Below are 22,534 nucleotides of genomic sequence, written 5' to 3'. Positions count from 1 at the left end.
TCAGTCAGGCTCGGCGGTCGGAAAAGAAGTCCTTCAGCAAGCGCTTGGCCTGAACGGCCAGCAGACCGCCTTCCACCTCGACGCGATGGTTGTACCAGGGCTGAACGAAAAGATTGGCACGGGACTCCACCATCCCGGTCTTGGGCTCGGCAGCGCCGTAGACAACACGCCTCACGCGCGCATGAATGATCGCCCCGGTGCACATCAGGCAAGGCTCGAGGGTGATATAGAGCGTGCAGCCATCGAGGCGATAGTTGGCACACCGAGCGGCCGCGTCACGAAGTGCGCGCACTTCGGCATGCGCGCTGGGGTCGTGGCCGCTTATCGGCGCATTGAAGCCTTCACCGATGATCTCACCGGCATCATCGACGACGACCGCCCCCACCGGCACCTCACCCGCCGCAAGACCAAGCCGCGCCTGATCCAGAGCGCGGTGCATGTAGAATTCATCGCTGCGCATCGGCGAGCCTCTCGGGTATGCTGTGGAAAATTGAAACGAGCGTATGGCGTTTTGGCGCCATGTCAGAGGATCACATCATGTCTCAAGCACTGGACGATCTGGTGGCCCTGCTGGGGCTGGAAATGATCGAGGAAAACCTCTTTCGAGGCCATAGCCAGGATCTGGGCTTTCCCCAGCTGTTCGGCGGCCAGGTACTCGGCCAGGCACTCTCGGCGGCCACCCACACCGTACCCGCCGAGCGTCGCGTGCATTCCCTGCACGGCTACTTTCTGCGTCCGGGCGACCCCCGGTTGCCGGTGGTCTACCAGGTCGACCGGGTCCGCGACGGCGGCAGTTTCACCACCCGCCGGGTGACCGCCATACAGAAAGGCAAGCCGATATTTTTCTGCAGCGCCTCCTTTCAGGGTGACGAGCACGGCTTCCACCACCAGCTCTCCATGCCTGACGTCGCCGACCCGGAACAGCTGATTCAGGACGGTGCCAAGGTTCAGCGCTTCAACGGCCACCCTATCGAATTCCTGCACCTAGACGATGAGGCACCCGGCGAGAACGGCGCACCGCGCAAACGCCTATGGTTCCGCCTGGCAGGCGAATTACCCGACGACCCCGCCCTGCACCGCTACTTGCTGGCCTACAGCACGGACTTCCACCTGCTGACTACCTCGCTCGTCTCCCACGACATTGCCTTCGGTGACCCCCGGCTGCAGATCGCGAGCCTCGATCACTCGCTCTGGTTTCATCAGGACGTCACCGTCAATGACTGGCTGCGCTACGAAATGGACAGCCCCTGGGCCGGTGGCGCCCGCGGCTTCGCCCGCGGCAGCCTTTATGATCGAAAGGGTCGGCTGGTCGCCTCCTCCGCCCAGGAGGGGCTTACACGCGTGCGCGACCTCGAGAGCTGAGCCACTACACAGGATCAGTACACAAAACCCGTACACAGAACCCGTACACATAAAATGGGCGCCTACCCCGTAGGCGCCCAGGTCGGCGCAGCGCCCGAGAGCGCTTAGGGGCGATGGCCCCCTGCCATTACCTCACCGCCGCGCGATGATCCACACCGCATGCACAATGCCCGGCACATAGCCCAGAATCGTCAGCAGGATGTTGATCCAGAAGTGCAGGCCGATGCCGACTTGCAGAAAGACACCCACCGGGGGCAGCAGTATCGCGAGTATAATGCGAATGACATCCATGAAATAACTCCTTGTATGGGGGAATATGTGTCTTGGGGGCTATGGATCCGGCCCGTATCGACCACCCAAGGCCCCGACTTGTTCCACGGGTATGCCGCCAGCAGCCGAAAGGGCCGCCTGGCAGCGCGCTTCCAGCCAAGCAGCCGATACTACCGACGCGCACCAGGGCATCACACGACCGCAGGCGTCATCCCCATCATAGCGCCACTTATGGGCAACGGGGCTCACCATCGGGGCTCACCATCGCCGCTGATCCCGGCGTATCTCTGCGCGTGGTGCATGCGCCTTCAGTCGACACTGGTATCCCGAAAGGCGGCGTTGATGAGGCAGTAAAGCCCGTAGCCGAAGAGGCCGAGGGCCACGATGCCCAGCAACCAGGGACCGAAGGGCTGGGCGGCCAGCACGTTCAGCGCCCCGCCGAGCCCCTGAGCCTTGCTTGGATCGGTGCGCCATGCAGCGATGCACAGAAAGAGGCCGATGATCATGAAGACCACCCCGCGAGCCGATAACCCCCAGCGAGTGATGCCCTCGAAGAAGTGCTGCTGCGCCGCGGACATCTCCTGGTGGTGCCAGTTCTTGAGGTAGGAGCGGCTGATGGCCCGCCACAGCTGACGCAGGCCGACGCCCAGGAACACCAGGCCGACGGCGAAGACCAGGAGGACGCCGCCCCGGTGGCTCATCAACAGGGCGGTACGATCCTCGGCGGCGGCCTCGCCCGACGACATCGCCAGGTTGCGCAACAGATCGAAGCAGTAGATCCCCAGGCTGCTGTGCATGAGGCTACTGACGAGAAAGCCCAGCCGTGTGCCGATGCCCTTGAGACCAAGGCCGACCCCCTCGGCATCCAGCAGGGCCTGCAACAGGCGCCACAAGGCGTAAGCGAACAGCCCGATGCCGAGCAGGCCCAGCATGACGTCGCCGAAAGGCCGACGGACCAGCTGATTGATCGCCTCCTTCGACCCCACGTTATCCCCGCCAAGACCCACCACCGCCAGGCAGGCGAGTCCACCGATCAGCAGATAGACGATGCCCTTGGCGATATAGCCGGCGCGTGCCGCCAGGGAAAGGCCCTGCTTGAGTCGTATCTCGGGTAGGGTCATGAGGGCTCCGTGGTCGAAGGGCTACGCCAAGAGCAGGCGCCATGCGTTAGGTTCAGGATGGTAAAGGTGCTGCTGGCCAAGGCATATAGCCTGGCAGGACCCTACCCGCACACTGCCCGGCCAGCGGAGCCGTGTTATGGCGCAATGCGGCTTTTCAATTCTTCAAGGTAGCTTTCCAGTACCAGATTGGGAGGGGCGCCCTTACGGGTAATGGCACTGTAGCGGGTCAGGTAGTGCCACTTCTGTGGATTCAGGGCACGCATCTGGCCATCGCGAACCCAGCGCTCGGCATAGTGCGTCGGCAGATAACCGATATAACGCCCGGAGAGAATCAGAAAGGCGATGCCCTCCCGGTCCGTGGCCGTGGCGGTGGCCCTTAAGGGTTCGTGCATCGCCTTGATCTCCGGGGCCTGGGCATAGGCAGGCATGACGGCATCCGCGCTCGCCAGCTGCCCGTCCGTCACGTTCTCGACGTCGAATAGCGGATGGCCGGAAGCGCAATAGAGCTGCGAGGCCTCCTCGTAGAGCGAACGATAATGCAGGCCGGGCAGGGTCTTGAGCTCAGGCACCACGCCGGTATGCAGGCGTCCATCCAGCACGGCAAGCTCGATGTCGTTGGGCGGAATCATGCGAATGTTGATCTGCACGTCAGGCCCACGCTCCTTGAGCGCGCTGAGCGAATCGGTGATGTGCATCTGTGGCATGGTCACCAGGTTATCGGTGATGCCGATGTTGAGCTCGCCCTTGAGCCAGGCATGCAGGCTATTGACCCGGGTACGAAAGCCCTCCGTCGCCGCCAGCAACTGCAGCGTGGCCTCATAGACCTCGGCGCCCTCGTCGGTCAGCGCGAAGCCGCTGCGCCCCCGCTGGCAAAGCCGCAGCGCTAGGCGTGTCTCCAGATCATTCATCGCCATGCTGATGGCGGCACGGCTGATGTTCAGCTCCACCTCGGCCGCCGAGAAGCCCCCGCACTCCACCACCTTGCGATAGATCCGCAACAGGCGCAGGTCGGTATCGCTGAGCTGCCCTGTCAGGGCCTCCTTGCGACGTGACATGACGCTTTCCTCCCTTCTCGCGATGCCTCTTCGCAGCCTACGCCCGCCCCCGAGTAAAGTTAAGCGTTTGGTTACATGAGATTCAACAAGACGAGATTTAACTTATCGCCGCCCTGAACCAGGCTTTCTCAATACAGGGGTTAATACGCCACCGTCACCCATACGACGATGACCACCATGAGGGTGCTGCCATGTCAGATCGTTCCCACCAGCAGACCGCGGGCCTGAGTGCCGAGCAACTGGATGCCTACTGGATGCCCTATTCCGGCAATCGCCAGTTCAAGCGCGATCCGCGGATCATCGTCGGGGCCGAGGGCAGCTACTACACCGCGGCCGACGGGCGGCGCATCTTCGATGGGCTCTCCGGCCTGTGGACCTGCGGCGCCGGTCATTGCCGCCCCGAGATCGCCGAGGCGGTCTCCCGGCAACTGCGTCAACTCGATTACGCCCCGGCCTTCCAGTACGGCCATCCCAAGGCCTTCGAGCTGGCGCACCGCATCCGTGGGCTGACCCCGCCGGGGCTCGACCATGTCTTCTTCACCGGCTCCGGCTCCGAGAGCGCCGATACCTCGCTGAAGATCGCCCGCGCCTACTGGCGCAAGAAGGGCAAGCCGACCAAGACCAAGCTGATCGGCCGCGCCAAGGGCTATCACGGCGTCAACTTCGGCGGCATCAGCCTCGGCGGCATCGGCGCCAACCGCGCCCTGTTCGGTCAGGGCATCGATGCCGACCATCTGCCCCACACCCTGCTCAAGGAAAACGCCTTCACCCGCGGCATGCCAAAGCGCGGCGCCGAGCGCGCCGAGGAACTGCTGGAGCTGATCGCCCTGCACGACGCCTCCAACATCGCCGCGGTGATCGTCGAGCCCATGGCCGGCTCCGCCGGGGTGATTCCGCCGCCCGTGGGCTACTTGAAGCGGCTGCGCGAGATCTGCGATGCCAACGACATCCTCTTGATCTTCGATGAGGTGATCACCGGCTTCGGACGCATGGGCTCGATGACCGGCGCCGAGGAATTCGGCGTAGTGCCGGACATCATGAACATCGCCAAGCAGCTGACCAACGGCGCGGTGCCCATGGGCGGGGTCATCGTCAAGGGCGATATCTACCACACCTTCATGGAGCAGGGCGGCCCCGATTACATGATGGAGCTGCCCCATGGCTACACCTACTCGGGCCACCCGGTGGCCTGTGCCGCGGCCCTGGCCGCGCTGGACGTGCTCGAGCAGGAGCGCCTGATCGAGCGCGTCCGCGAGATGAGCCCGCTCTTCGAGGACGGCCTGCATTCTCTCAAGGGCAGTCGCTACGTAAGCGATATCCGCAACTACGGCCTGGCCGGCGCCCTGCAGATCGAGCCCTACCCCAATGAACCGGCCCGCCGCCCCTACGAGATCGCCATGAAGTGCTGGGAGAAAGGCTTTTACGTGCGCTACGGCGGCGACACCATCCAGCTCGGTCTGCCCTTCATCGTCGAACGCGAGGAGATCGACAGCGTCATCAACGCGCTCGGTGACGCCATCGGCGAACTGGACTGAACAGGGCCACCGATGTGACGCCTGAGGGGGCGCCGAGGACGGGGCGAAAGAGGAGGTCTTTTGCCATGGATGGCAAAAGTAGCCCCCAGGGATGGGTTTACGGCGCCTCCTCGTCGCCCCGCCGAGGCATCCGCCCCTACTGACGCTATCCACGGCGACCGACCCAAAGCGGAAAGAAAGCACGCTACATACCCTATTCGAGAGGAAGCATATGACCACGCTTGGCCATCTGATCAACGGCGCCCGCGTCGACCGCGAGGGTCGCACCCAGGACATCTATAACCCCTCCACCGGTGAAGTGGGCAGCCAGGTCAGCCTGGCCAGCCAGGCCACCGTCGAGGAAGCCATCGCTGCCGCCCAGGCCGCCTTCCCGGCCTGGCGCGACACCCCGCCCGCCAAGCGGGCGCGGGTAATGTTCCGCTTCCAGCAGCTGCTGGAGCAGCATGCCGACGAGATCTGCCGACTGATCGGCCAGGAACACGGCAAGATCGTCCACGATGCCAGAGGCGAGCTCGCCCGCGGCATCGAGAACGTCGAATATGCCTGCGGCGCCCCGGAACTGCTCAAGGGCGAGCACAGCAAGAACACCGGCCCTGGCATCGATTCCTGGAGCGAGTTCCAGCCGCTCGGCGTGGTCGCCGGCATCACGCCGTTCAACTTCCCGGCCATGGTGCCGCTATGGATGTATCCCATGGCCATCGCCTGCGGCAACACCTTCGTGCTGAAGCCCTCCGAGCGTGACCCAACTTCAGCGCTCTACATCGCCGAGCTGGCGATAGAGGCTGGCCTGCCTGCCGGCGTGATCAACGTCGTCAACGGTGACAAGGAAGCCGTCGACACCCTGCTCGATGACTCCCGCGTGAAGGCCGTGAGCTTTGTCGGCTCCACGCCGATCGCCGAATATATCTACCGCCGCGCCAGTGCCAACGGCAAGCGCTGCCAGGCGCTGGGTGGCGCCAAGAATCACGCCATCGTGATGCCAGATGCCGACATGGAAAACGTCGTCAACTCGCTGACCGGCGCCGCCTTCGGCTCCTCCGGCGAGCGCTGCATGGCGCTGTCCGTGGCTGTGGCCGTGGGTGACGAAGCCGCCGATGCCCTGATCGCCAAGATGCAGGCAGCGATGAAGACCCTCAAGGTCGGCCCCTTCCACGACGCCGACAACGACTTCGGCCCGGTCATCACAAAGGCGCATCAGGAGAAGGTCTGCGGTTACATCCAAAGCGCCGAGCAGCAAGGCGCCGAGATCGTGGTCGACGGCCGCGGCGTCCAGGTGCCGGGCTTTGAAAACGGCTTCTATGTCGGCGGCACCCTGATCGATCGCGTGACCCCGGACATGACCTGCTACCTCGAGGAGATCTTCGGCCCGGTGCTGCTGGTGGTCCGCGCCGGCTCCATGCAGGAGGCCATGCAGCTGATCGATGAGCACGAGTACGGCAACGGCACCTGCATCTATACCCGCGATGGCGAAGCGGCCCGCTACTTCAGCGACCATATTCAGGTGGGCATGGTCGGCATCAACGTACCGCTGCCGGTGCCGGTTTCCTACCACAGCTTCGGCGGCTGGAAGCGCTCGCTGTTCGGCGACCTCGGCGCCTACGGCCCGGATGCCGTGCGCTTCTACACCAAGCGCAAGACCGTCACCCAACGCTGGCCATCGGCCGGTATCCGTGAGGGTGCCCAGTTCTCCTTCCCGTCATAAATAGCGGTTAACCACCGCCTTACCGCGATAGCAGCGGCCAAGCCAGATAGCCTGGCTTGGCCGTTTTTGTTGATCGGCACAAGTGGCTGAACGCGTCATCAACTCGCAATGCAATGGTGTCGTCTACCCTCTTCAGTTAGGCTCTCCTTATGATAATTGAAGCCAACGCTGTATCGCCCTAAAGAGCCACTCTCACGTCGGAGGCTCGACCCAGCTCATGTGCCAATATCAAGGTGCGCGATGGTTCGATGTACGATACCCTCGCCGGCGGCGACTGCGTGCAGGAGGGTCGCGGCGGCCGCTATCCCAAGCCGAAGGACCTTGAGCTTTTGGGGAGGAATGGGATTTGGACTGAGCAGCAAAGTTGCTTTTAAATACCCCTCTTTGAAATAGGGCTATTAATATTTTTATGCAATGGATGCAGGGGGTATAAAGCTTTGATCGATTCTCAACTGGACAAGAAAAAAATTCTTCAACAGGTTTCCTTTGGCAAGAGGATTGCTGAGGAAGAAAGCTCAGAACTGGCTGGATATTTTGTTGAGACAGATCAGTGGGAGCGAATCATTGGGGGCGAAGTTGATATTGTATATGGTGCCAAAGGGACTGGAAAAAGTGCTATATACTCTTTGATGCTCCAAAAGGAAGACTATCTACTAGATTGCGGAACTGTAATAACTAGCGCTGAAAGGCCACAAGGCGCTCCGGCATTCAAAAGCTTAGAGTCTCATGATGACATTTCTGAACGCGAGCTTGGGAACTTATGGAAACTGTATTTTTTATCCTTGCTAGGAATGGTGTTTAGAGACTATGGGATTGATAACTCAGGAGCAAAGCTAGTCATCAAACAGCTAGAAAAAGCCGGCTTGATGCAGAGAAAATTTAGCTTGTCGCGCTTACTTTCTTCTTCGCTAGATTATGTGAAGAGATTGGCTGCATGGGAAGCTGCTGAAACTGAATTGAAATACGATCCAGCCGGCAATGTTACGGGTGTAGTTGGGAGGATCGTTTTCAAAGAGCCTGATTCGTACCAAGCTGACCAAGGCTTCCATTCCATTGATGAGCTTCTTGATGATGCTAACAATGCTTTAGATAATTATGGCTATGACGTCTGGATTCTTCTCGATCGACTTGATGTCGCTTTTGCGGAAAACATGGCCCTCGAATCTAAAGCGCTAAGGGCTCTTTTTAAGGTTTATTTGGACTTTGCTGCTTACAAAAACATCGTCCTTAAAATTTTCATCCGAGATGACATCTGGGAGAGAATTGTTGCTGACGGATTTAGAGAGGCTAGCCATATAACCCGGTCACTTACAATTGACTGGGACTCTACAGGCCTAATGAACCTAGTTATACGGCGTTTCTTAAGTAACAATGTCATTGTGGATCTATATGATTGCAACATAGCCGAAATCCTTTCTGATATTATCAAGCAGCAAGATCTTTACTACTCAGCTTTCCCAGACCAAGTTGATGTCGGCCAAAAGAAGGGGACATCTTTCGACTGGATGCTTTCGCGGATTAGAGACGGAAATGGTATTCATGCTCCTAGAGAGTTAATACATCTCTTAGAGGAAGCAAAACGTGCAGAAATTGATCGCATAGAAGTAGGCGACCTGGATATTTCTGGAGTAAGACTTTTCTCTGAAAAGTCTTTCAAGACCGCACATGAAGAAGTCTCAAGGGAGAGACTAAACAAGACAATATTTGCTGAATATAGTGACATGAAAAAATGGATTTTGGAACTCTCTGAACAAAAGACCGAGCAGTTTTTAAAAACTCTTTCTGAGCTTTGGAGCGTTAGCGAAGATGAGGCTCTCTCCATCGCAAATCGCTTAATCGAAATTGGTTTTTTCCAGAAAAGAGAATCCAAAGGAGAAGCTTCATACTGGGTTCCATTCATTTATCGCCCTGCGCTCGATATGGTACAAGGCAAGGCTTCTTGATCGAATTGTCAAAAAATTCAAGTTTTTGTATGTATGGCTGCTTCGCTTTCTATAGCCCCTTAACAAAAACCCTCCCGAGGCTCTGAGATTACCGCTAGAGCCTCGGGAGCTGACGCCACGCTACAACGTGGCGCTTGGCACCTAGGTCGTGTTGGTGCTCCCGGCGATGACGCTCTCCTTGGGTGCTAAACCCCAGCCGCCATTTCCTGAGCCGTTCGCTCGGTCGTATGCCCACAGTCCAGACAAGACAATCGGTAGTTCTGCTTATCCAGCCAGCCTAAGTCGAATGCTGTCCAGTGATTTGACTTCCTGCCGCGAATTTCTGTAGCGCCGCAGGGGCAGGCCATGATCCAGCCGCCGGATGGCTCTGGGTACATATCTATTTCGTCCATGGTTCACGCCTCCTCGCAGAAGGGTAACTATAAGCAAGGTGTCATGGCTGGAATGTAGGAAATAGTAGGCAAAGGCTGTGCTGTAATCGTTTTTTTGCGGCTCAAGCCTTGGCGCTGAGCAGTTCTTCCCACTGCGTTGTCCACCTCGGCGTGCGATGCGCACAGCGCAGCTGCCAGGCGGCGTCATGGCGGCGCACACCCAGGCGCACGGTGCCGCGGCCCATCTTCTGGTTAAGCTCGTCCAGCGTGCTCATCAGGCGTTCGCTGCGCTCGCGATCGGCGGCGCTGTCGGGGGTATCCAGCAGCGAGAGCTGTTCGCGGTTGGCGTCCACCAGGTCGAGCAGCATCACGCCGGCCTTCATGAACCGGTAGCCGGGCCGGTAGATCTCGGCCAGGGCCTGCTGTGCGGCGGCAACGATCGGACGGCTGTCGTCGGTGGGCTCGGTCAATTCAGCGACGATGCTGGGGGAATACTGGGCCAGGTCTTGCCGGTGGCGGTTGGTCTTCAAGAACACCAGCACGGCGCGGGCGTGGCTTGCCTGCTCGCGCAGCTTCTCGGCGCCGCGTTGGGCGTGCTGGCGAATGGCCTCCTGCAGCTCGCTCATCTCGCCGGTCAGGCGACCGAAGGAGCGCGAAGTCATGATGCGCTGGCGGGGCTCGTCAGTGTCGTTCATATCGATGCAGGGCGTGCCCTGCAGCTCGCGGGCGGTGCGCTCGAGTGTCACCGAGAAGCGCCGGCGAATGGTTTTAGGGTCGGCGCAGCGCAGGTCCCAGGCAGTCTCGATGCCTTGCAGGGCCAGCCGCTCGACCAGCCGGCGGCCCACGCCCCATACATTGCCCAGAGGGGTGCACTCGAGCAGGCGGCGCGTCTCGTCGCTCTCGCCGTGGAGCACGCAAACGCCGGCGTATTCGGGCAGCTTCTTGGCGGCACGGTTGGCGAGCTTGGCCAGGGTGCGGGTGGGGGCCACGCCCACGCAGACGGGTATGCCGGTGAACTGGCGGACATTGCGGTAGAGGGTGCGCGACAGGGCAAGCGTGGTGGCGGCATCGAAGCCGTCGAAGCGCACGAACATCTCGTCGATGGAGTAAGGCTCGACGCCAGCCGAGAACTCCTCGAGCACCTCGCGTACCCGGGCCGACATATCGCCATACAGCTCGTAGTTCGACGAGAGCAGGTGGATGCGCCCCTGGTTGACCCACTGCTGCAACTGAAAGGCCGGGGTGCCCATCTCCACACCCAGCGTCTTAAGCTCGCTGGAGCGGGCGATCACACAGCCATCGTTGTTGGACATCACCCCCACGGGCACGCCTTCCAGGCGCGGCTGGAAGACCCGCTCGCAGCTCACGTAGAAGTTGTTGCAGTCGACCAGGCCGATCATCGGGTGGCTCATACCGGGTACTCGTGAATCACCGAGCGCACCACGCCCCACACCTGGCAATCCAGGTCCGTGACCGGGATCGGCGCATAGCGCTCGTTGCCGGAGCACAGGTAGGGCCGCTTGCCGAGGATCTCGTAGCGTTTGACGATCACCTCGCCATCCACCAGCGCCACCAGAATATGGCCGGGCTTGGCATTCACCGAGCGATCGACCACCAGGGTGTCGCCATCCTGGATACCGAAGCCTTCCATGCTGTCGCCGGTCACGGTCATGAAGAAGGTCGCCGAGGGGCGCTTCACCAGACGCTCATTGAGATCCAGCGTGCGGCCCACGTAGTCCTCCGCTGGCGAGGGGAACCCGGATATGCCGGCGCGGATGGTGGTCTGCGGGTGGGGCAGGTCCTGCGCGGGCGGTGTCGCGTGTGCCTGGAAGATCTCGCAAGCTCGCATGGCGGTGCCTCTTGTCGAATACTGTCTATCTATACAGTATTAGCCATAAGAGCCGTCTTAGGCAAACACTAATGTGCTGGGCCGAGACTCCCACCCGCCACGCTCACTTACTACGCCTACCTACACGAAGAGGTGGCGAAAGCCCGGTACAGCGCGCTCGATGGGCTTGGCCACAGGAAGATGCCGTTGAGAAAGAACGACGCCGCGCGCAACCGCGTCGGCGTCCAAGGGAGGGACATACCACGGGCCCTGAATGCGACCCGTGGCGGTGGCATCAACCAGGGCTCATGCCGCGCAGCCGCTCGCTGCGCCGCCGCAGCATTTCAAGCGTTGCCAGCAGCAGCATCGACAGCAGCACCAGCATCGTTGCCACCGCGAGGATGGTCGGGCTGATCTGCTCGCGAATGCCCGACCACATCTGGATCGGCATGGTGCGCTGCTCGGGCCCGGCGATGAACAGCACCACCACCACCTCGTCGAAGGAGGTAATGAAGGCGAACAGCGCCCCCGACACCACCCCCGGCGTGACCAGCGGCAGCACCACCTTGAAAAAGGTGCGGGTTGGGCTGGCACCCAGGCTGTGCGCGGCCCGGATCAGAGTGGTATCGAAGCTCGACAGGGTCGCCGTTACCGTGATCACCACGAAGGGAATACCCAGCGCCGTGTGGGCGAGGATCACCCCCAGGTAGGTCTGGGCCAGCTGAATCTTCGAGAAGAAGAAGAACATCGCGGCCGCCGAAATGATCAACGGCACGATCATCGGCGAGATCAGAAGCGCCATGATCAGCCCGCGGGCCGGCATGTGCCGGCTCGACAGGCCAAGCGCGGCAATGGTGCCGAGCACCGTGGCAAGCACCGTCGAGGAGATGCCGATGATAAAGCTGTTCTTGATCGAGTTCAGCCATTCACTCGAGGTAAAGAAGTCCTCATACCAGCGCAGCGAGTAGCCCGCCGGATCAAAGCTCAGCATCGCCTCCGAGAAGGTGAAGTACGGCTCGGCATTGAACGACAGCGGGATGATCACCAGCAGCGGGCCGACCAGGAACAGAAAGATCAGCGCACACAGCCCGAGAAAGACGTAGTGCCAGATGCGTTCGCCACGGGTGGCATAGGAAGGAATCGCCATCACATTACCCCAGTTTGACTTTGTCGACGCCAATCAGGCGGTTAAAGATCATGTAGAACACGATGACCACAAACAGCAGGATCGAGGCGATCGCCGCGGCCAGGCCCCAGTTCAGCGAGGTCTGCATGTGATAGGCTATGTAGTTGGTGATGAAGCGTCCCGACTGGCCACCCACCAGCGCCGGCGTGATGTAGTAGCCGATCGAGAGGATGAATACAAGGATGCCGCCAGCGGCGATGCCCGGAATGGTCAGCGGGAAATAGACGCGCCGAAACGACAGGAACGGCTTGCCGCCAAGGGATCGCGCGGCCCGCATGTAGCTTGGGGGAATCGTCTTCATCACCGAATACAGCGGCAGGATCATGAACGGCAGCAAGATATGCGTCATGGCCGTGATGGTGCCGGTCTTGTTGTAGATCATCTGCCATCGCATCTCGTCCGCGATCACCCCAAGCGACACCATGACGTCGTTGAGTACCCCCTGCGACTGCAGGATGGCAATCCAGGTCGTGGTGCGCACCAGCAGCGAGGTCCAGAACGGCAGCAGCACCAGGATCATCAGCAGGTTGGCGCGCCGCGCCGGCAGGTTGGCGAGCAGGAAGGCGATCGGATAGCCAAGCACCAGCGTCAACAGCGTGATCAGCCCGCTCATCCAGAAGGTTCGCCAGAACAGCGCCAGATGGATCTGCAGGTAATCAGGCACCTCGACGATCTCACCAGAAGGGGTGTACTGCATATCGACCGCTGCCAGGTAGTACGACAGGGTATAGGGCGACGATTCACGCTTGATCAACTGCCAGGTATCGAGCTCGCCCCAGGCGTCGTTGGCGTCGATCAGTGCCGCCTTGTAGGGCGGCTCGATACGCGACAGACGACGGGCGGTGCCCATCACCGCCGAGCGCATGCCCGATTTTTCATAGTTCAGGCGGCTCGACACCAGGCCCAGGTTGCGAGCCTCCTGACCGGTCTTTAAGTCTTGCGCCAGCGCAGCGAAGACCGGCTCACTAGGCAAGCTCTCGCCATCCCAGCCCTCGAGTGCCTCCACGGTATGCGGCAGGGCATTGGAGACTTCGGGGTTGTCGACGCTGCGCCAGAGCATGTCGAAGATCGGCATGACGAAGGCAATGACCAGGAAGGCCAGCAGCGGCGAGACCAGCAACAGGGCCTTGATTTTCAAGCGACGCGAGGCGCGGCGCAGACTAACTTTCAGCGGCACGCCGTCGGCGGTGGTCAGCGGAGCAGAGGGGGAATCAGACACGCGTGCCTCTCCATTCGGGTCACCGGTGAGTGGCTCACCGGTCGTTCGCAACCCCGCCTTGCGTCACGGCAGCCGTGGCACAGGCGAGGCACGGGGAAAGCAGAGCACCGCCCGAAGGCGGTGCTGAATCTTACATGGCCAGCCAGGCGTCGAAGCGGCGGCTTAGCTCATCGATGTTGTCGGCCCAGAACTCGTCATTCTTGGGAATGGCGGTGGCAAAGTTGGGCGGGTAGGTCGGCATATGCGGGGTCATCTCGATGCCAGTCTCGGCATGGGTGGTGACCATACCCGAGGATGATTTACGGGCCGGACCGTAGGAGATATAGCGAGCCTGATCGGCGAGACGCTGGGTATCGGTGGCGAAGTGGAGGTAGTCCTTGACCTTGTCGAGCTTGCCGGTCGGCACTACCCAACCATCGAGCTCGAAGACCTGAGCGTCCCAGATGATCTCGAAGGGCTGGCCTTCGCTCGTCATGGCGTTGAAGATGCGCCCGTTGTAGGCCGAGCCGAAGGCGACTTCCTGGTCCGCCAGCAGCTGGGGCGGCTGAGCGCCTTCCTGCCACCAGATGACCTGATCCTTGATGGTATCGAGCTTGGCGAAGGCACGCTGCACGCCTTCATCGGTGGAGAGCACGTCATAGACATCTTCCGGCGCCACACCGTCAGCCACCAGGGCCCATTCGAGGTTGTTGATCGGCTTGCGCATCAGGGTGCGCTTGCCCGGGAAGTTCTCCAGATCGAAGACATCGGCGATGGTGCTCGGCTGGTTGTCCTCGGGGAACATCTCGGTATTGAAGGCGACGATATTGGAATAGACGATCGAGGCAACGAAGCACTCATCCAGCGCGCCGTCGACGAAGTCTTCGCTGGGCGGCGTGCCATCCGGCGCATCCGCCAACAGGGCATCGTGGTCAAGCGGCTCGATCAGGCCCTCGGCACAGGCGATCAGGGCATCGGCAGGCAGCATGTCGACCAGATCCCAGGTCACGTTGCCGGCCTGCGACTGGGCGCGCAGCCCGGCCAGACCATTGGCGCTGCGATCGATGTTGACGATCTCATCACCGGTCTTCTCCATCCAGGGCTCGTGGTAGGCCTTCTGCTGGCTCTCACTGTAGGCCCCGCCCCAGGAGACGATATTGAGGGTTTCCGCCTGAGCGCTGACCGCCGCGGCCAGAGCACTGAGGCCGACCAGGGCCAACGAGGTGCGCTTGATTCGCATCGAACGACGACCGGCTACCTGCTTGATGACGTTGTACATCACACTCTCCACTTATTGTTGTGCTTGGTTGTGTTGTGCTTGCTAGTGCTTTTCTGTGTTGTTCTGAATCGTGTCGAACTGAGTGTTACCTGGTTGAGCGATGGAGAGACTGAGCGTCATGTCGCGCTACGCCATCCCGTGTGGCCAACCATCTCCCTGCGAGGAGAGAGTACGCCCTGCCCTTCTAACCCCCTGTTTCGTATCCTGTTGCCCCCCCCTTTTTAAGTACGCTTTTTAGCACTCTTGCCTAGGCATCCAGCGCGCGGCAGTCGGCGCTGCACCAGCCGACCTGGATGTCCTGCCCCGGGCGCAGGCTGTGATGGCCGGAGGCATTGGGCGTCTTGAGAATGAATTCATCGCTGCCGCATACCGACAGACGGGTGCGTAGGTGATCACCCAGGTAAATCACTTCCTTGACGCGAGCAGTGAAGACGTTGTCGAAGCGTGCGGCGTCATCCTCGCCAAGGATCGAGACCCGCTCCGGACGCAGCGAAAGCGTCGTACGCGACCCCGGCCCCTCGACGGCGACCGGCTTGGCCATCACCGTCTCGCCGCTGTCCAGGCGTACCGTGCAGGTCTCGCCCTGCTGTTCGGTCACTTCGCCGACCAGCCGATTGTTCTCGCCGATAAAGTAAGCCACGAAGGCGTTCTCAGGCTCCTCGTAGAGGGTCTCGGGGCTTGCCAGCTGCTGCACCACGCCATCGTTGAACACCGCGATGCGATCCGACATGGTCAGCGCCTCGGTCTGATCGTGGGTCACGTAGATCATGGTCACGCCAAGGTCGGCGTGGATGCGCTTGATCTCGTACTGCATTTCCTCGCGAAGGTTCTTGTCCAATGCGCCCAGCGGTTCGTCCATCAGCACCAGGTCGGGTTCGAAAACCAGCGCTCGCGCCAGCGCCACACGCTGCTGCTGGCCACCGGAGAGCTGGGCGGGACGACGGTCACCGAAGTCCCCGAGCTGTACCTTCTCGAGTGTCTGTCTGACCTTCTGATTGATCTCGTCCTTGGACAGGCCGCGCACTTCAAGGGGAAAGGCCAGGTTCTCGGCAACGGTCATGTGCGGAAAGAGGGCATAGTTCTGGAACACCATGCCGATGCCACGCTTGTGGGGTGGCAGCCCATTGATCGGTGTGCCCTTGAGCAGAATCTCGCCATGGGTAGGCGTCTCGAACCCCGCCATCATCATCAGACAGGTCGTCTTGCCCGAGCCGGATGGCCCCAAGAGGGTCACGAATTCGCCCCGACGTATATCGAGATTGAAGCCTTTGACGACCAGTTCCACACCGTCATAGCTCTTCTGTACATCGATGAAACGGGCAAATAGCGATTCATCCTCGGACTCGGCCGGAGCACTGGCCGCTGCTGCGAGAGGTTGGGTCATGCCGGGTTCCTGTGCGTCGCCGTTATTGTGATTGTGATTATTTTGCTGCAATGGTCATGGCCGACTGTGGAGGGCGACATCCAGTAAGCAAACGTCTCATACTTTTTCCACAGCTTGAATGAACAGTAGAGCGAACGGCTTTGCTAATACAAGAACGGTCGGGACAACCAGCGTTGAAAAGACCCGATGCTGACTCAGGTCATTTCTGATAGTTACATTAGGTAACCGCGCACCGCCCTGTGCCGATGCAAGCATGAGCTTATCGGCCCTGGCCGAACCCAAAGGCTTGGGCTGGCCATGCTGAAGTCAGCGGCAGGCTCAAGCGGTGGCGGGCAGGCAAGGAGGCGTGCCAATGGACGAGGTCACCCAACAATTTCTGACCAGTCATCACCTGGCCATCCGCCTGGGGGTGGCCTTGCTGCTGGGCGCGCTGATCGGCCTGGAGCGCGGTTGGGACTCCCGCCACGAGGCCAAGGGCCAGCGAGTCGCCGGTATTCGCACCTTCGCCCTGGTGGGCCTGCTCGGCGGCGTCGCCGCCTTGCTCGCCGAGCGCCTCACCGTCTGGGCCTTTCCGGCGATCTTCCTGGGGATCACCGTCACCAGCCTGATCGCCTATCAGGCGCGGGTTCGCGAGGTGCCCAACTACGGCATCACCGGCCTGGTCGGCATGCTGCTGACCTTCTGCTATGGCGCCCTGGCGATGGCCGTCGACCCGGCCCTTGCCGGTGCGGCGGCCGTGATCACGGCGATGATCCTCGACAGCAAGCGCGAGATTCATGGCCTGCTGCACAAGTTGCAGCGCCATGAGCTGGATGCCGGTTTCAAGCTCCTGCTGATCACGGTGGTGATCCTGCCGCTGCTGCCTAATCAGGACCTGGGGCCGGGTGGTGCCATCAACCCAACGACCATCTGGTGGCTGGTGATCATGATCGCCACGATCTCCTTCGTCGGCTATTTCGCCATGCGCCTGGGCGGCACTCGCCGCGGCATCCTCTTCACCAGCCTGTTTGCCGGGCTGAGTTCCTCCACTGCCCTGACCCTGCACTTCGCTCGTCTGTCGCAACGCTCGCCGGGGCTAAGCCCGCTGCTGGCCGCCGGCATCCTGATGGCCTGCGGCACCATGTTTCCGCGCATTCTGCTCTATTGCCTGGTGCTCTACCCGGCTCTGCTGCCGACGCTGCTCGCGCCGGTGTTGGTCATGGCAACGCTGCTGCTGCTGCCGGCGCTATGGCTGTGGCGCACCCATCATGGTTGCGCCGACCTGGAGGAAAAGATTCCCACCCAGAACCCGCTGGAACTCAGCTCGGCGTTGCTGTTCGGTGCCATGTTGACGGCGGTGATGCTGCTGGGTGAGTGGCTTGGCGAGTGGCTGGGTGATGCCGGTATCTATCTGCTGTCTGCGGTCTCGGGCATTGCCGACGTAGGTGCCGCCACCCTGGCGCTGACGCGCATGGCCGAACAAGGCCTGGCGATTCCCACGGCGGTGATCGGCATCGTGCTGGCGGCCTCGGTCAATAACCTGGTCAAGACGGGGATGGCGGGCATCATCGGCACCAAGGACGTGGGCTGGCGCGTGGCAGGACCGATGGTCATATCACTGTTGGCGGGGCTCGCAGTGGCCTGGCTGCTGTAGGTTCCCCCCAACGGCGGCTCACCCGGCGTCCGGGCGCCACTTCGTCACAAGGCCACCTCGATGGGATTCACCAGCCGCGCGAATGTCGCGTAGGGCAGTTGCAGGACGTCGGTATGCGTGCAGGCATTGAAGGCGATCAGGTCGCTGGCGGTCAGGTGAGGAGAGACGAAGACCTCCATATCGAAGAGGTTGCCGAAGGGCGGCATCGCCCCGACGTCGCAATCCGGCAGACGGTCCTTGAACTCATCCTCCGTCGCCAGTTCGATGGTGCTGGCGCCGACGGACTGGGTCAGACGAGGCAGGTCGACCTGATCGCTGGCCGGCAGGACGGCCAGCGCCAGCCGGCCATCGATCTTCACTACCACGCTCTTGGCAAAGTGGCGGCCGGAGACATGGACGGCCTCGGCGATCTCCTGCGCGGTGAAGGCGGGGGAATGCTGCATGATGACGTACTTGACGTCGTGTTCATCGAGATAGCGTGTCACGTGTTCCATGGACATGGCGATCACCCTTGGACTGGCTAACTGGCTATGCACAATGCATGGCGGCTCCCTTCAGCATAGTCAGTGGTGAGCAATCTGTTGAGCGTCGCGCAGGCTCATGGCGGAGTAAAACAGGCACCTCGAATGCCGGGCAGGGCTAATCGAGCTCCTCGTCCTGGGCGCGCTCGCGGCGCTCGCTTTCTTCCTCGATGACGTCATCGATCACCGCCATCAGGTCGTCGACATCGACCTGCTGGGTGTCGTGAACGAAGCGGCCAGTCAATTGGCTGTCAGGCGTCAGCTCGCCGGCCTCGAAACGCGCCCATATCTCGTGGCCGTATTCGGTGTCGAGCAAGGACGGCGCGAAACGGCCGAAATAGGCGCGCATGCGATCCACATCGCGGCGTAGCATCATCGCCGCGCTGTTGTTGCCGGCAGCGTCCACCGCCTGCGGCAGATCGATGATCACCGGTCCCGTAGCGTCGAGCAGCACGTTGAACTCCGACAAATCGCCGTGCACCAGGCCAGCACACAGCATGCGCACCACTTCACGGATCACCTGATCGTGATAGGCAAGGGCTTCGTCCTCGCTCAATTCACAATCATCCAGGCGCGGTGCGGCATCCCCGTCGGCGTCGGCCACCAGTTCCATCAGCAGCACGCCATCGATGAAACCATGCGGCTCGGGCACCCGCACGCCAGCCGACGCCAGGCGATAGAGCGCATCTACCTCGGCGTTCAACCAGGCGGATTCCTGCTCCTGTTGGCCATAGCGGGTCTTCTTTGACATCGCACGGGCACGGCGGGTGTTACGCACCTTGCGACCTTCCTGGTACTGCACGGCCTGTTTGAAGCTACGCTGGCTCGCCTCCTTGAAGACCTTGGCACAGCGCAAGGTGTCGCCGCAGCGCACCACATAGACATTGGCTTCCTTGCCGCTCATTAGCTGACCTTCCACGGCATCGATCATGCCGTCTTCGACGAGCGGTTGCAGTCTCTTGGGTATCTTCATAACGCCTGGTCTGGGCCCTGCCTTGCCGGTTGCACGCCCACGAGTCAGGCGCTGTGCGTATCATCGCATGATAAACGGGGCTAAGGGTAAACCAGCGCAGGCAAAATTCATCCCGGAAGCGCGCACCGCTCCCGACACCCGCGGCGCACCGATGCTTTCCGGCCCGACATGAAAACGCCCGCCCACGGCGAGGCCGAGGGCGGGCGCAAGGCGTGCAGAGACGTGGTTTAGGCCGCCTTGTCGTCCTTGAGCGTTGCCATGTCGATGACGAAGCGATACTTCACGTCGCCCTTCTGCATGCGCTCAAACCCTTCATTGATATTCTTGATATCGAGCATCTCGATATCGCAGGTGATGTCGTGTTCGGCGCAGAAATCCAGCACTTCCTGGGTTTCCGCCATGCCGCCGATCAAGGAGCCGGCCAACACACGACGCTTCATCACCAGGTTGCCCCCCATCAGCGCCGGGTCCACTTCCTGGATCAGGCCGACCAGGATGTGCGTACCGTCGTACTTGAGCGTCCCGAGGTACGGGTTGAGGTCATGGGGTACCGGCACGGTGTCGAGCAGGAAGTCGAAGTGCTCGGCGGCGGCCGCCATCTGCTCCTCGTCGCTTGAGACGATGACATGATCGGCGCCCTGCTTCTTGGCTTCGCCGACCTTGGCCTCCGAGCGCGTAAACAGCGTGACTTCACAGCCCATCGCCTTGGCGAACTTGAGGCCCATGTGGCCCAGGCCGCCCATGCCGATGACGCCGACCTTGTCACCGGCCTTGACGCCATAGTGGCGCAGCGGTGAATAGGTGGTGATGCCGGCACAGAGCAGCGGTGCTGCCACTGCCGGGTCCAGCTTGTCGGGAATCGAGACCACGAAGTGCTCGCTGACCACGACCGAATCGGAGTAGCCACCCTGGGTCATGGTGCCATCGTGACGGTCCGGGCTGCCGTAGGTCATGGTCATGCCTTCGAGGCAGTACTGCTCCAGATCGTCCTTGCAGGCGCTGCAATGGCGGCAGGAATCCACCATGCAACCCACGCCGACCACATCGCCGACCTTGTACTTGGTGACATCGCTGCCGACAGCGGTCACGCGCCCGACGATCTCGTGCCCCGGCACCAGCGGATACTGGCTCATGCCCCAGTCGTTACGGGCAAAGTGCAGGTCCGAGTGGCAGACGCCGCAGTAGTCGATCTCGATGGACACATCGTCCGCGCGCGGCGTGCGACGCTCAAAGCTGAACGGCGCAAGGTCCGTCTCGGCTGAATGTGCGGCATAAGCGTTGGCTTGATGACTCATGTGTGACGCATCCTCCTGAGAGAGTTGGGCTCATATGAATGATGATATGCAGGCATTGTGCTCCTGTGACAGTGCCACTACGACCAACGATCCTGCGCCATTTTTGCTCATTCCTACAAACTGCCTTGCCCTGAAGCGGGTTTTCTCGCCAAAAACCACCTGATTCGGTCATCATGTGGCCATCGCTGCGAGCGGTACTGCCGGGCTCGACGCCTCTGGCCGACCCTGCTTCAGCCCATGATGACTTCATCGCAATGAACGACTCGATATCACCGACTCACCCTCACCGACAGGACCCCCCATGCCACTTTCTTCCCGCCTGTTGGCGCTGATCGAGCCGATGATCGAGCGCGATGGCTATACGCCAAGCGCCATACCTGCCGTCTCGCTGATGGCCTGTCATCACCAGGTGCCGCGTACACCATTGATGTACGAGCCGAGCCTGGTGATTGTCGTTCAGGGCCGCAAGATCGGCTATCTCGGCGACCGCGAAATCCACTACGACCCGGGGCAGTATCTGGTGCAGACACTGCCGCTGCCCTTCGAGTGCGAGACCTTCGCCACGCCAGAGGAGCCATTGCTTGGGCTTTCCGTGCGTATCGACCCTGCGGTACTCAGTGAACTGGTCGCCGAGACGGGGCTTGAAACAGGGCTTGAGAAAGGGCTTGAGAAAGGGCTCGAGACAGGAACTGAAACCGGGCGTGGAAAAGGCACCGAGCCCCGCTTCAACGCCAAGGCGCCCTCAAGCGACCCGCTGCCGATGGCCTCGGTGGCGATGACCGCCAGCATGCAGGAAGCCGTGGTGAGACTGCTGCGCGCCCTGAACGATCCCCTGGATGCGCAGGTGATGGGGCAAGCCCGAGTACGCGAAGTGATCTTCGAGGCCCTCAAGGGCGAACAGGGAGCGGCACTGCGCGCGCTGGTCAATCATCAGGGGCACTATTCACAGATCATTCAGGCGCTGACCCAGATGCATGCCGATGTCGCCCAGACCACCTCGATTGAAGAGCTGGCGCGGGATGCCAACATGAGCGTCTCGTCGTTTCATCAGCACTTCAAGCAGGTGACCCGCGCCACACCGCTGCAATACCTGAAGCGCCTGAGGCTGATCAAGGCGCGCCAGCTTTTGAGTCACGATGACCTGAACGTTAACCAGACCGCCGAGGCCGTCGGCTATCGCAGCGTTGCCCAGTTCAGCCGCGACTACAAGCGCACCTTCGGCCTGAGCCCCCTCAAGGATCGCCGCCGGCCCCGTGACTTGAGCGATGTTTCTGCCAGCTGATGCCTAGGCCGGTGGCTCATCTTCAAGCCCCAACCGCCGGTGCCAATCAGCGAGGCTCTCGTCCGGGTAACCCTCGAAGCAGCGATCCGCCGGGTCGGGAGCGAGCTCGACCCAGTCGGGTTTGGCTGCCAGCATCAGGTGCACGTGCTCCGGCGGCACAGGCAGCGGGGTGTCGATTGCCGAGGCGAAGGGGTGGACGAGCTCAGGCCAGAGTGGGTCATAGACTCACAGGGTCGACGCGCAGTGCTTGCAAAAGTGACGCTCGCCGGGGCTCTGCGCGCCATCGATCACCGCCTGGTAAACGTGGACGTGCTCCTCGCCGCGGACCTTGAGGCTATCGGCGTCGGCGCCAAGATTGATCGCATAGCCGCCAGCGCCCGCGGTCTTGCGACACACCGAGCAATAGCAGCGATTGAAAGGATAGGGCTGCCGAGCCATCACCCCGAAGGTGACGGCTTGGCAGTGACATGAACCTTCAAGCCACATGAGGATACCTCCGTCTGGATCGGTCGCCTGATCGAGAACCCCGGCCGGCTCCGCGCCTAACGGCATGGCGCTGCCTTGACGCCGATCAGGTCACTATCGGTCAGCATCGC

General features: G+C 61.2%; 19 protein-coding genes and 1 pseudogene. 6 read left to right on the top strand and 14 right to left on the bottom strand.

Features of this window, described 5'->3' with window-relative positions; translation table 11 throughout:
* Window positions 1–4: 4 nt before the first annotated feature.
* On the bottom strand, window positions 5–460 hold the full coding sequence (tadA, locus tag HF027_RS08640) for a tRNA adenosine(34) deaminase TadA (RefSeq protein ID WP_168014768.1): 456 nt from the start codon (window positions 458–460) through the stop codon (window positions 5–7).
* Between the two features lie 77 nt (window positions 461–537).
* On the opposite strand from tadA, the gene HF027_RS08635 reads away from it, so the two are divergent.
* Window positions 538–1,362: an acyl-CoA thioesterase gene (locus HF027_RS08635; RefSeq protein WP_168014766.1), complete on the top strand. Its 825-nt coding sequence runs from the start codon at window positions 538–540 to the stop codon at window positions 1,360–1,362.
* 132 nt (window positions 1,363–1,494) lie between these two features.
* On the opposite strand, the gene HF027_RS08630 is transcribed toward HF027_RS08635, so the two are convergent.
* The 3 genes from HF027_RS08630 to HF027_RS08620 all read right to left on the bottom strand — a co-directional run bounded on the left by HF027_RS08630 (window position 1,495) and on the right by HF027_RS08620 (window position 3,808).
* Window positions 1,495–1,653 (bottom strand): YqaE/Pmp3 family membrane protein, encoded by a 159-nt coding sequence (locus HF027_RS08630; protein WP_136253670.1) that lies wholly within the window; start codon window positions 1,651–1,653, stop codon window positions 1,495–1,497.
* A gap of 287 nt (window positions 1,654–1,940) precedes the next feature.
* Window positions 1,941–2,753: a DUF1206 domain-containing protein gene (locus HF027_RS08625; RefSeq protein WP_168014764.1), complete on the bottom strand. Its 813-nt coding sequence runs from the start codon at window positions 2,751–2,753 to the stop codon at window positions 1,941–1,943.
* Window positions 2,754–2,887: 134 nt separating this feature from the next.
* Window positions 2,888–3,808 (bottom strand): LysR family transcriptional regulator, encoded by a 921-nt coding sequence (locus HF027_RS08620; RefSeq protein WP_168014762.1) that lies wholly within the window; start codon window positions 3,806–3,808, stop codon window positions 2,888–2,890.
* A 191-nt stretch (window positions 3,809–3,999) separates the two neighbouring features.
* On the opposite strand from HF027_RS08620, the gene aptA reads away from it, so the two are divergent.
* The 3 genes from aptA to HF027_RS08605 all read left to right on the top strand — a co-directional run bounded on the left by aptA (window position 4,000) and on the right by HF027_RS08605 (window position 8,988).
* Window positions 4,000–5,343, top strand: coding sequence for an omega-aminotransferase AptA (gene aptA / locus HF027_RS08615; protein WP_168014760.1), 1,344 nt, complete (start codon window positions 4,000–4,002; stop codon window positions 5,341–5,343).
* A 211-nt stretch (window positions 5,344–5,554) separates the two neighbouring features.
* Window positions 5,555–7,045 carry a CoA-acylating methylmalonate-semialdehyde dehydrogenase gene (locus HF027_RS08610; protein WP_168014758.1) on the top strand — a complete coding sequence of 497 codons (1,491 nt, stop codon included), beginning with the start codon at window positions 5,555–5,557 and terminating at the stop codon, window positions 7,043–7,045.
* A 437-nt stretch (window positions 7,046–7,482) separates the two neighbouring features.
* Window positions 7,483–8,988, top strand: a complete 1,506-nt coding sequence (locus HF027_RS08605) for a P-loop ATPase, Sll1717 family (RefSeq protein WP_168014756.1) — start codon at window positions 7,483–7,485, stop codon at window positions 8,986–8,988.
* 493 nt (window positions 8,989–9,481) lie between these two features.
* Here the strand turns inward: HF027_RS08605 and HF027_RS08600 are convergent, their stop codons facing one another.
* From HF027_RS08600 to HF027_RS08575, 6 genes are all read right to left on the bottom strand, one after another.
* Entirely contained in the window at window positions 9,482–10,759 is a 1,278-nt protein-coding gene (locus tag HF027_RS08600) for a Y-family DNA polymerase (protein ID WP_168014784.1), read from the bottom strand.
* A gap of 8 nt (window positions 10,760–10,767) precedes the next feature.
* The gene (locus HF027_RS08595; RefSeq protein WP_168014754.1) at window positions 10,768–11,208 is read right to left on the bottom strand and encodes a LexA family protein; all 441 of its coding nucleotides are present in this window, start codon (window positions 11,206–11,208) and stop codon (window positions 10,768–10,770) included.
* A 274-nt stretch (window positions 11,209–11,482) separates the two neighbouring features.
* The gene (locus tag HF027_RS08590; RefSeq protein WP_168014752.1) at window positions 11,483–12,334 is read right to left on the bottom strand and encodes an ABC transporter permease; all 852 of its coding nucleotides are present in this window, start codon (window positions 12,332–12,334) and stop codon (window positions 11,483–11,485) included.
* Window positions 12,335–12,338: 4 nt separating this feature from the next.
* Complete coding sequence (locus HF027_RS08585) at window positions 12,339–13,592, bottom strand: ABC transporter permease (RefSeq protein WP_168014750.1); 1,254 nt, start codon at window positions 13,590–13,592, stop codon at window positions 12,339–12,341.
* Between the two features lie 130 nt (window positions 13,593–13,722).
* On the bottom strand, window positions 13,723–14,850 hold the full coding sequence (locus tag HF027_RS08580; protein ID WP_245184608.1) for an ABC transporter substrate-binding protein: 1,128 nt from the start codon (window positions 14,848–14,850) through the stop codon (window positions 13,723–13,725).
* Window positions 14,851–15,097: 247 nt separating this feature from the next.
* Complete coding sequence (locus tag HF027_RS08575; protein ID WP_168014748.1) at window positions 15,098–16,234, bottom strand: ABC transporter ATP-binding protein; 1,137 nt, start codon at window positions 16,232–16,234, stop codon at window positions 15,098–15,100.
* Window positions 16,235–16,586: 352 nt separating this feature from the next.
* Between HF027_RS08575 and HF027_RS08570 the strand changes: the two genes are divergently transcribed.
* A complete protein-coding gene (locus HF027_RS08570) occupies window positions 16,587–17,867 on the top strand; it encodes an MgtC/SapB family protein (protein WP_168014746.1) in 1,281 nt (426 codons plus the stop codon).
* Window positions 17,868–17,911: 44 nt separating this feature from the next.
* Here HF027_RS08570 and HF027_RS08565 read toward each other — a convergent pair whose 3' ends face one another.
* From HF027_RS08565 to HF027_RS08555, 3 genes are all read right to left on the bottom strand, one after another.
* Window positions 17,912–18,367: an aminoacyl-tRNA deacylase gene (locus tag HF027_RS08565; protein WP_168014744.1), complete on the bottom strand. Its 456-nt coding sequence runs from the start codon at window positions 18,365–18,367 to the stop codon at window positions 17,912–17,914.
* A 139-nt stretch (window positions 18,368–18,506) separates the two neighbouring features.
* Window positions 18,507–19,361 carry a PA4780 family RIO1-like protein kinase gene (locus HF027_RS08560; RefSeq protein ID WP_168014742.1) on the bottom strand — a complete coding sequence of 285 codons (855 nt, stop codon included), beginning with the start codon at window positions 19,359–19,361 and terminating at the stop codon, window positions 18,507–18,509.
* 227 nt (window positions 19,362–19,588) lie between these two features.
* Window positions 19,589–20,656 (bottom strand): NAD(P)-dependent alcohol dehydrogenase, encoded by a 1,068-nt coding sequence (locus HF027_RS08555; RefSeq protein WP_168014740.1) that lies wholly within the window; start codon window positions 20,654–20,656, stop codon window positions 19,589–19,591.
* 301 nt (window positions 20,657–20,957) lie between these two features.
* Here HF027_RS08555 and HF027_RS08550 point away from each other — a divergent pair, with 301 nt between their 5' ends.
* Window positions 20,958–21,938, top strand: a complete 981-nt coding sequence (locus tag HF027_RS08550) for an AraC family transcriptional regulator (RefSeq protein ID WP_168014738.1) — start codon at window positions 20,958–20,960, stop codon at window positions 21,936–21,938.
* Between the two features lie 3 nt (window positions 21,939–21,941).
* Here the strand turns inward: HF027_RS08550 and HF027_RS08545 are convergent.
* Window positions 21,942–22,424: pseudogene (locus HF027_RS08545) on the bottom strand (GFA family protein).
* Between the last annotated feature and the right edge of the window lie 110 nt (window positions 22,425–22,534).

Source organism: Halomonas salinarum, from assembly GCF_012062845.1.
GTDB classification, from domain to species: Bacteria; Pseudomonadota; Gammaproteobacteria; order Pseudomonadales; family Halomonadaceae; genus Onishia; species Onishia salinarum.
Note: the sequence above shows the minus strand (reverse complement) of the source record. Positions and strands in the feature narration are given on the sequence as shown.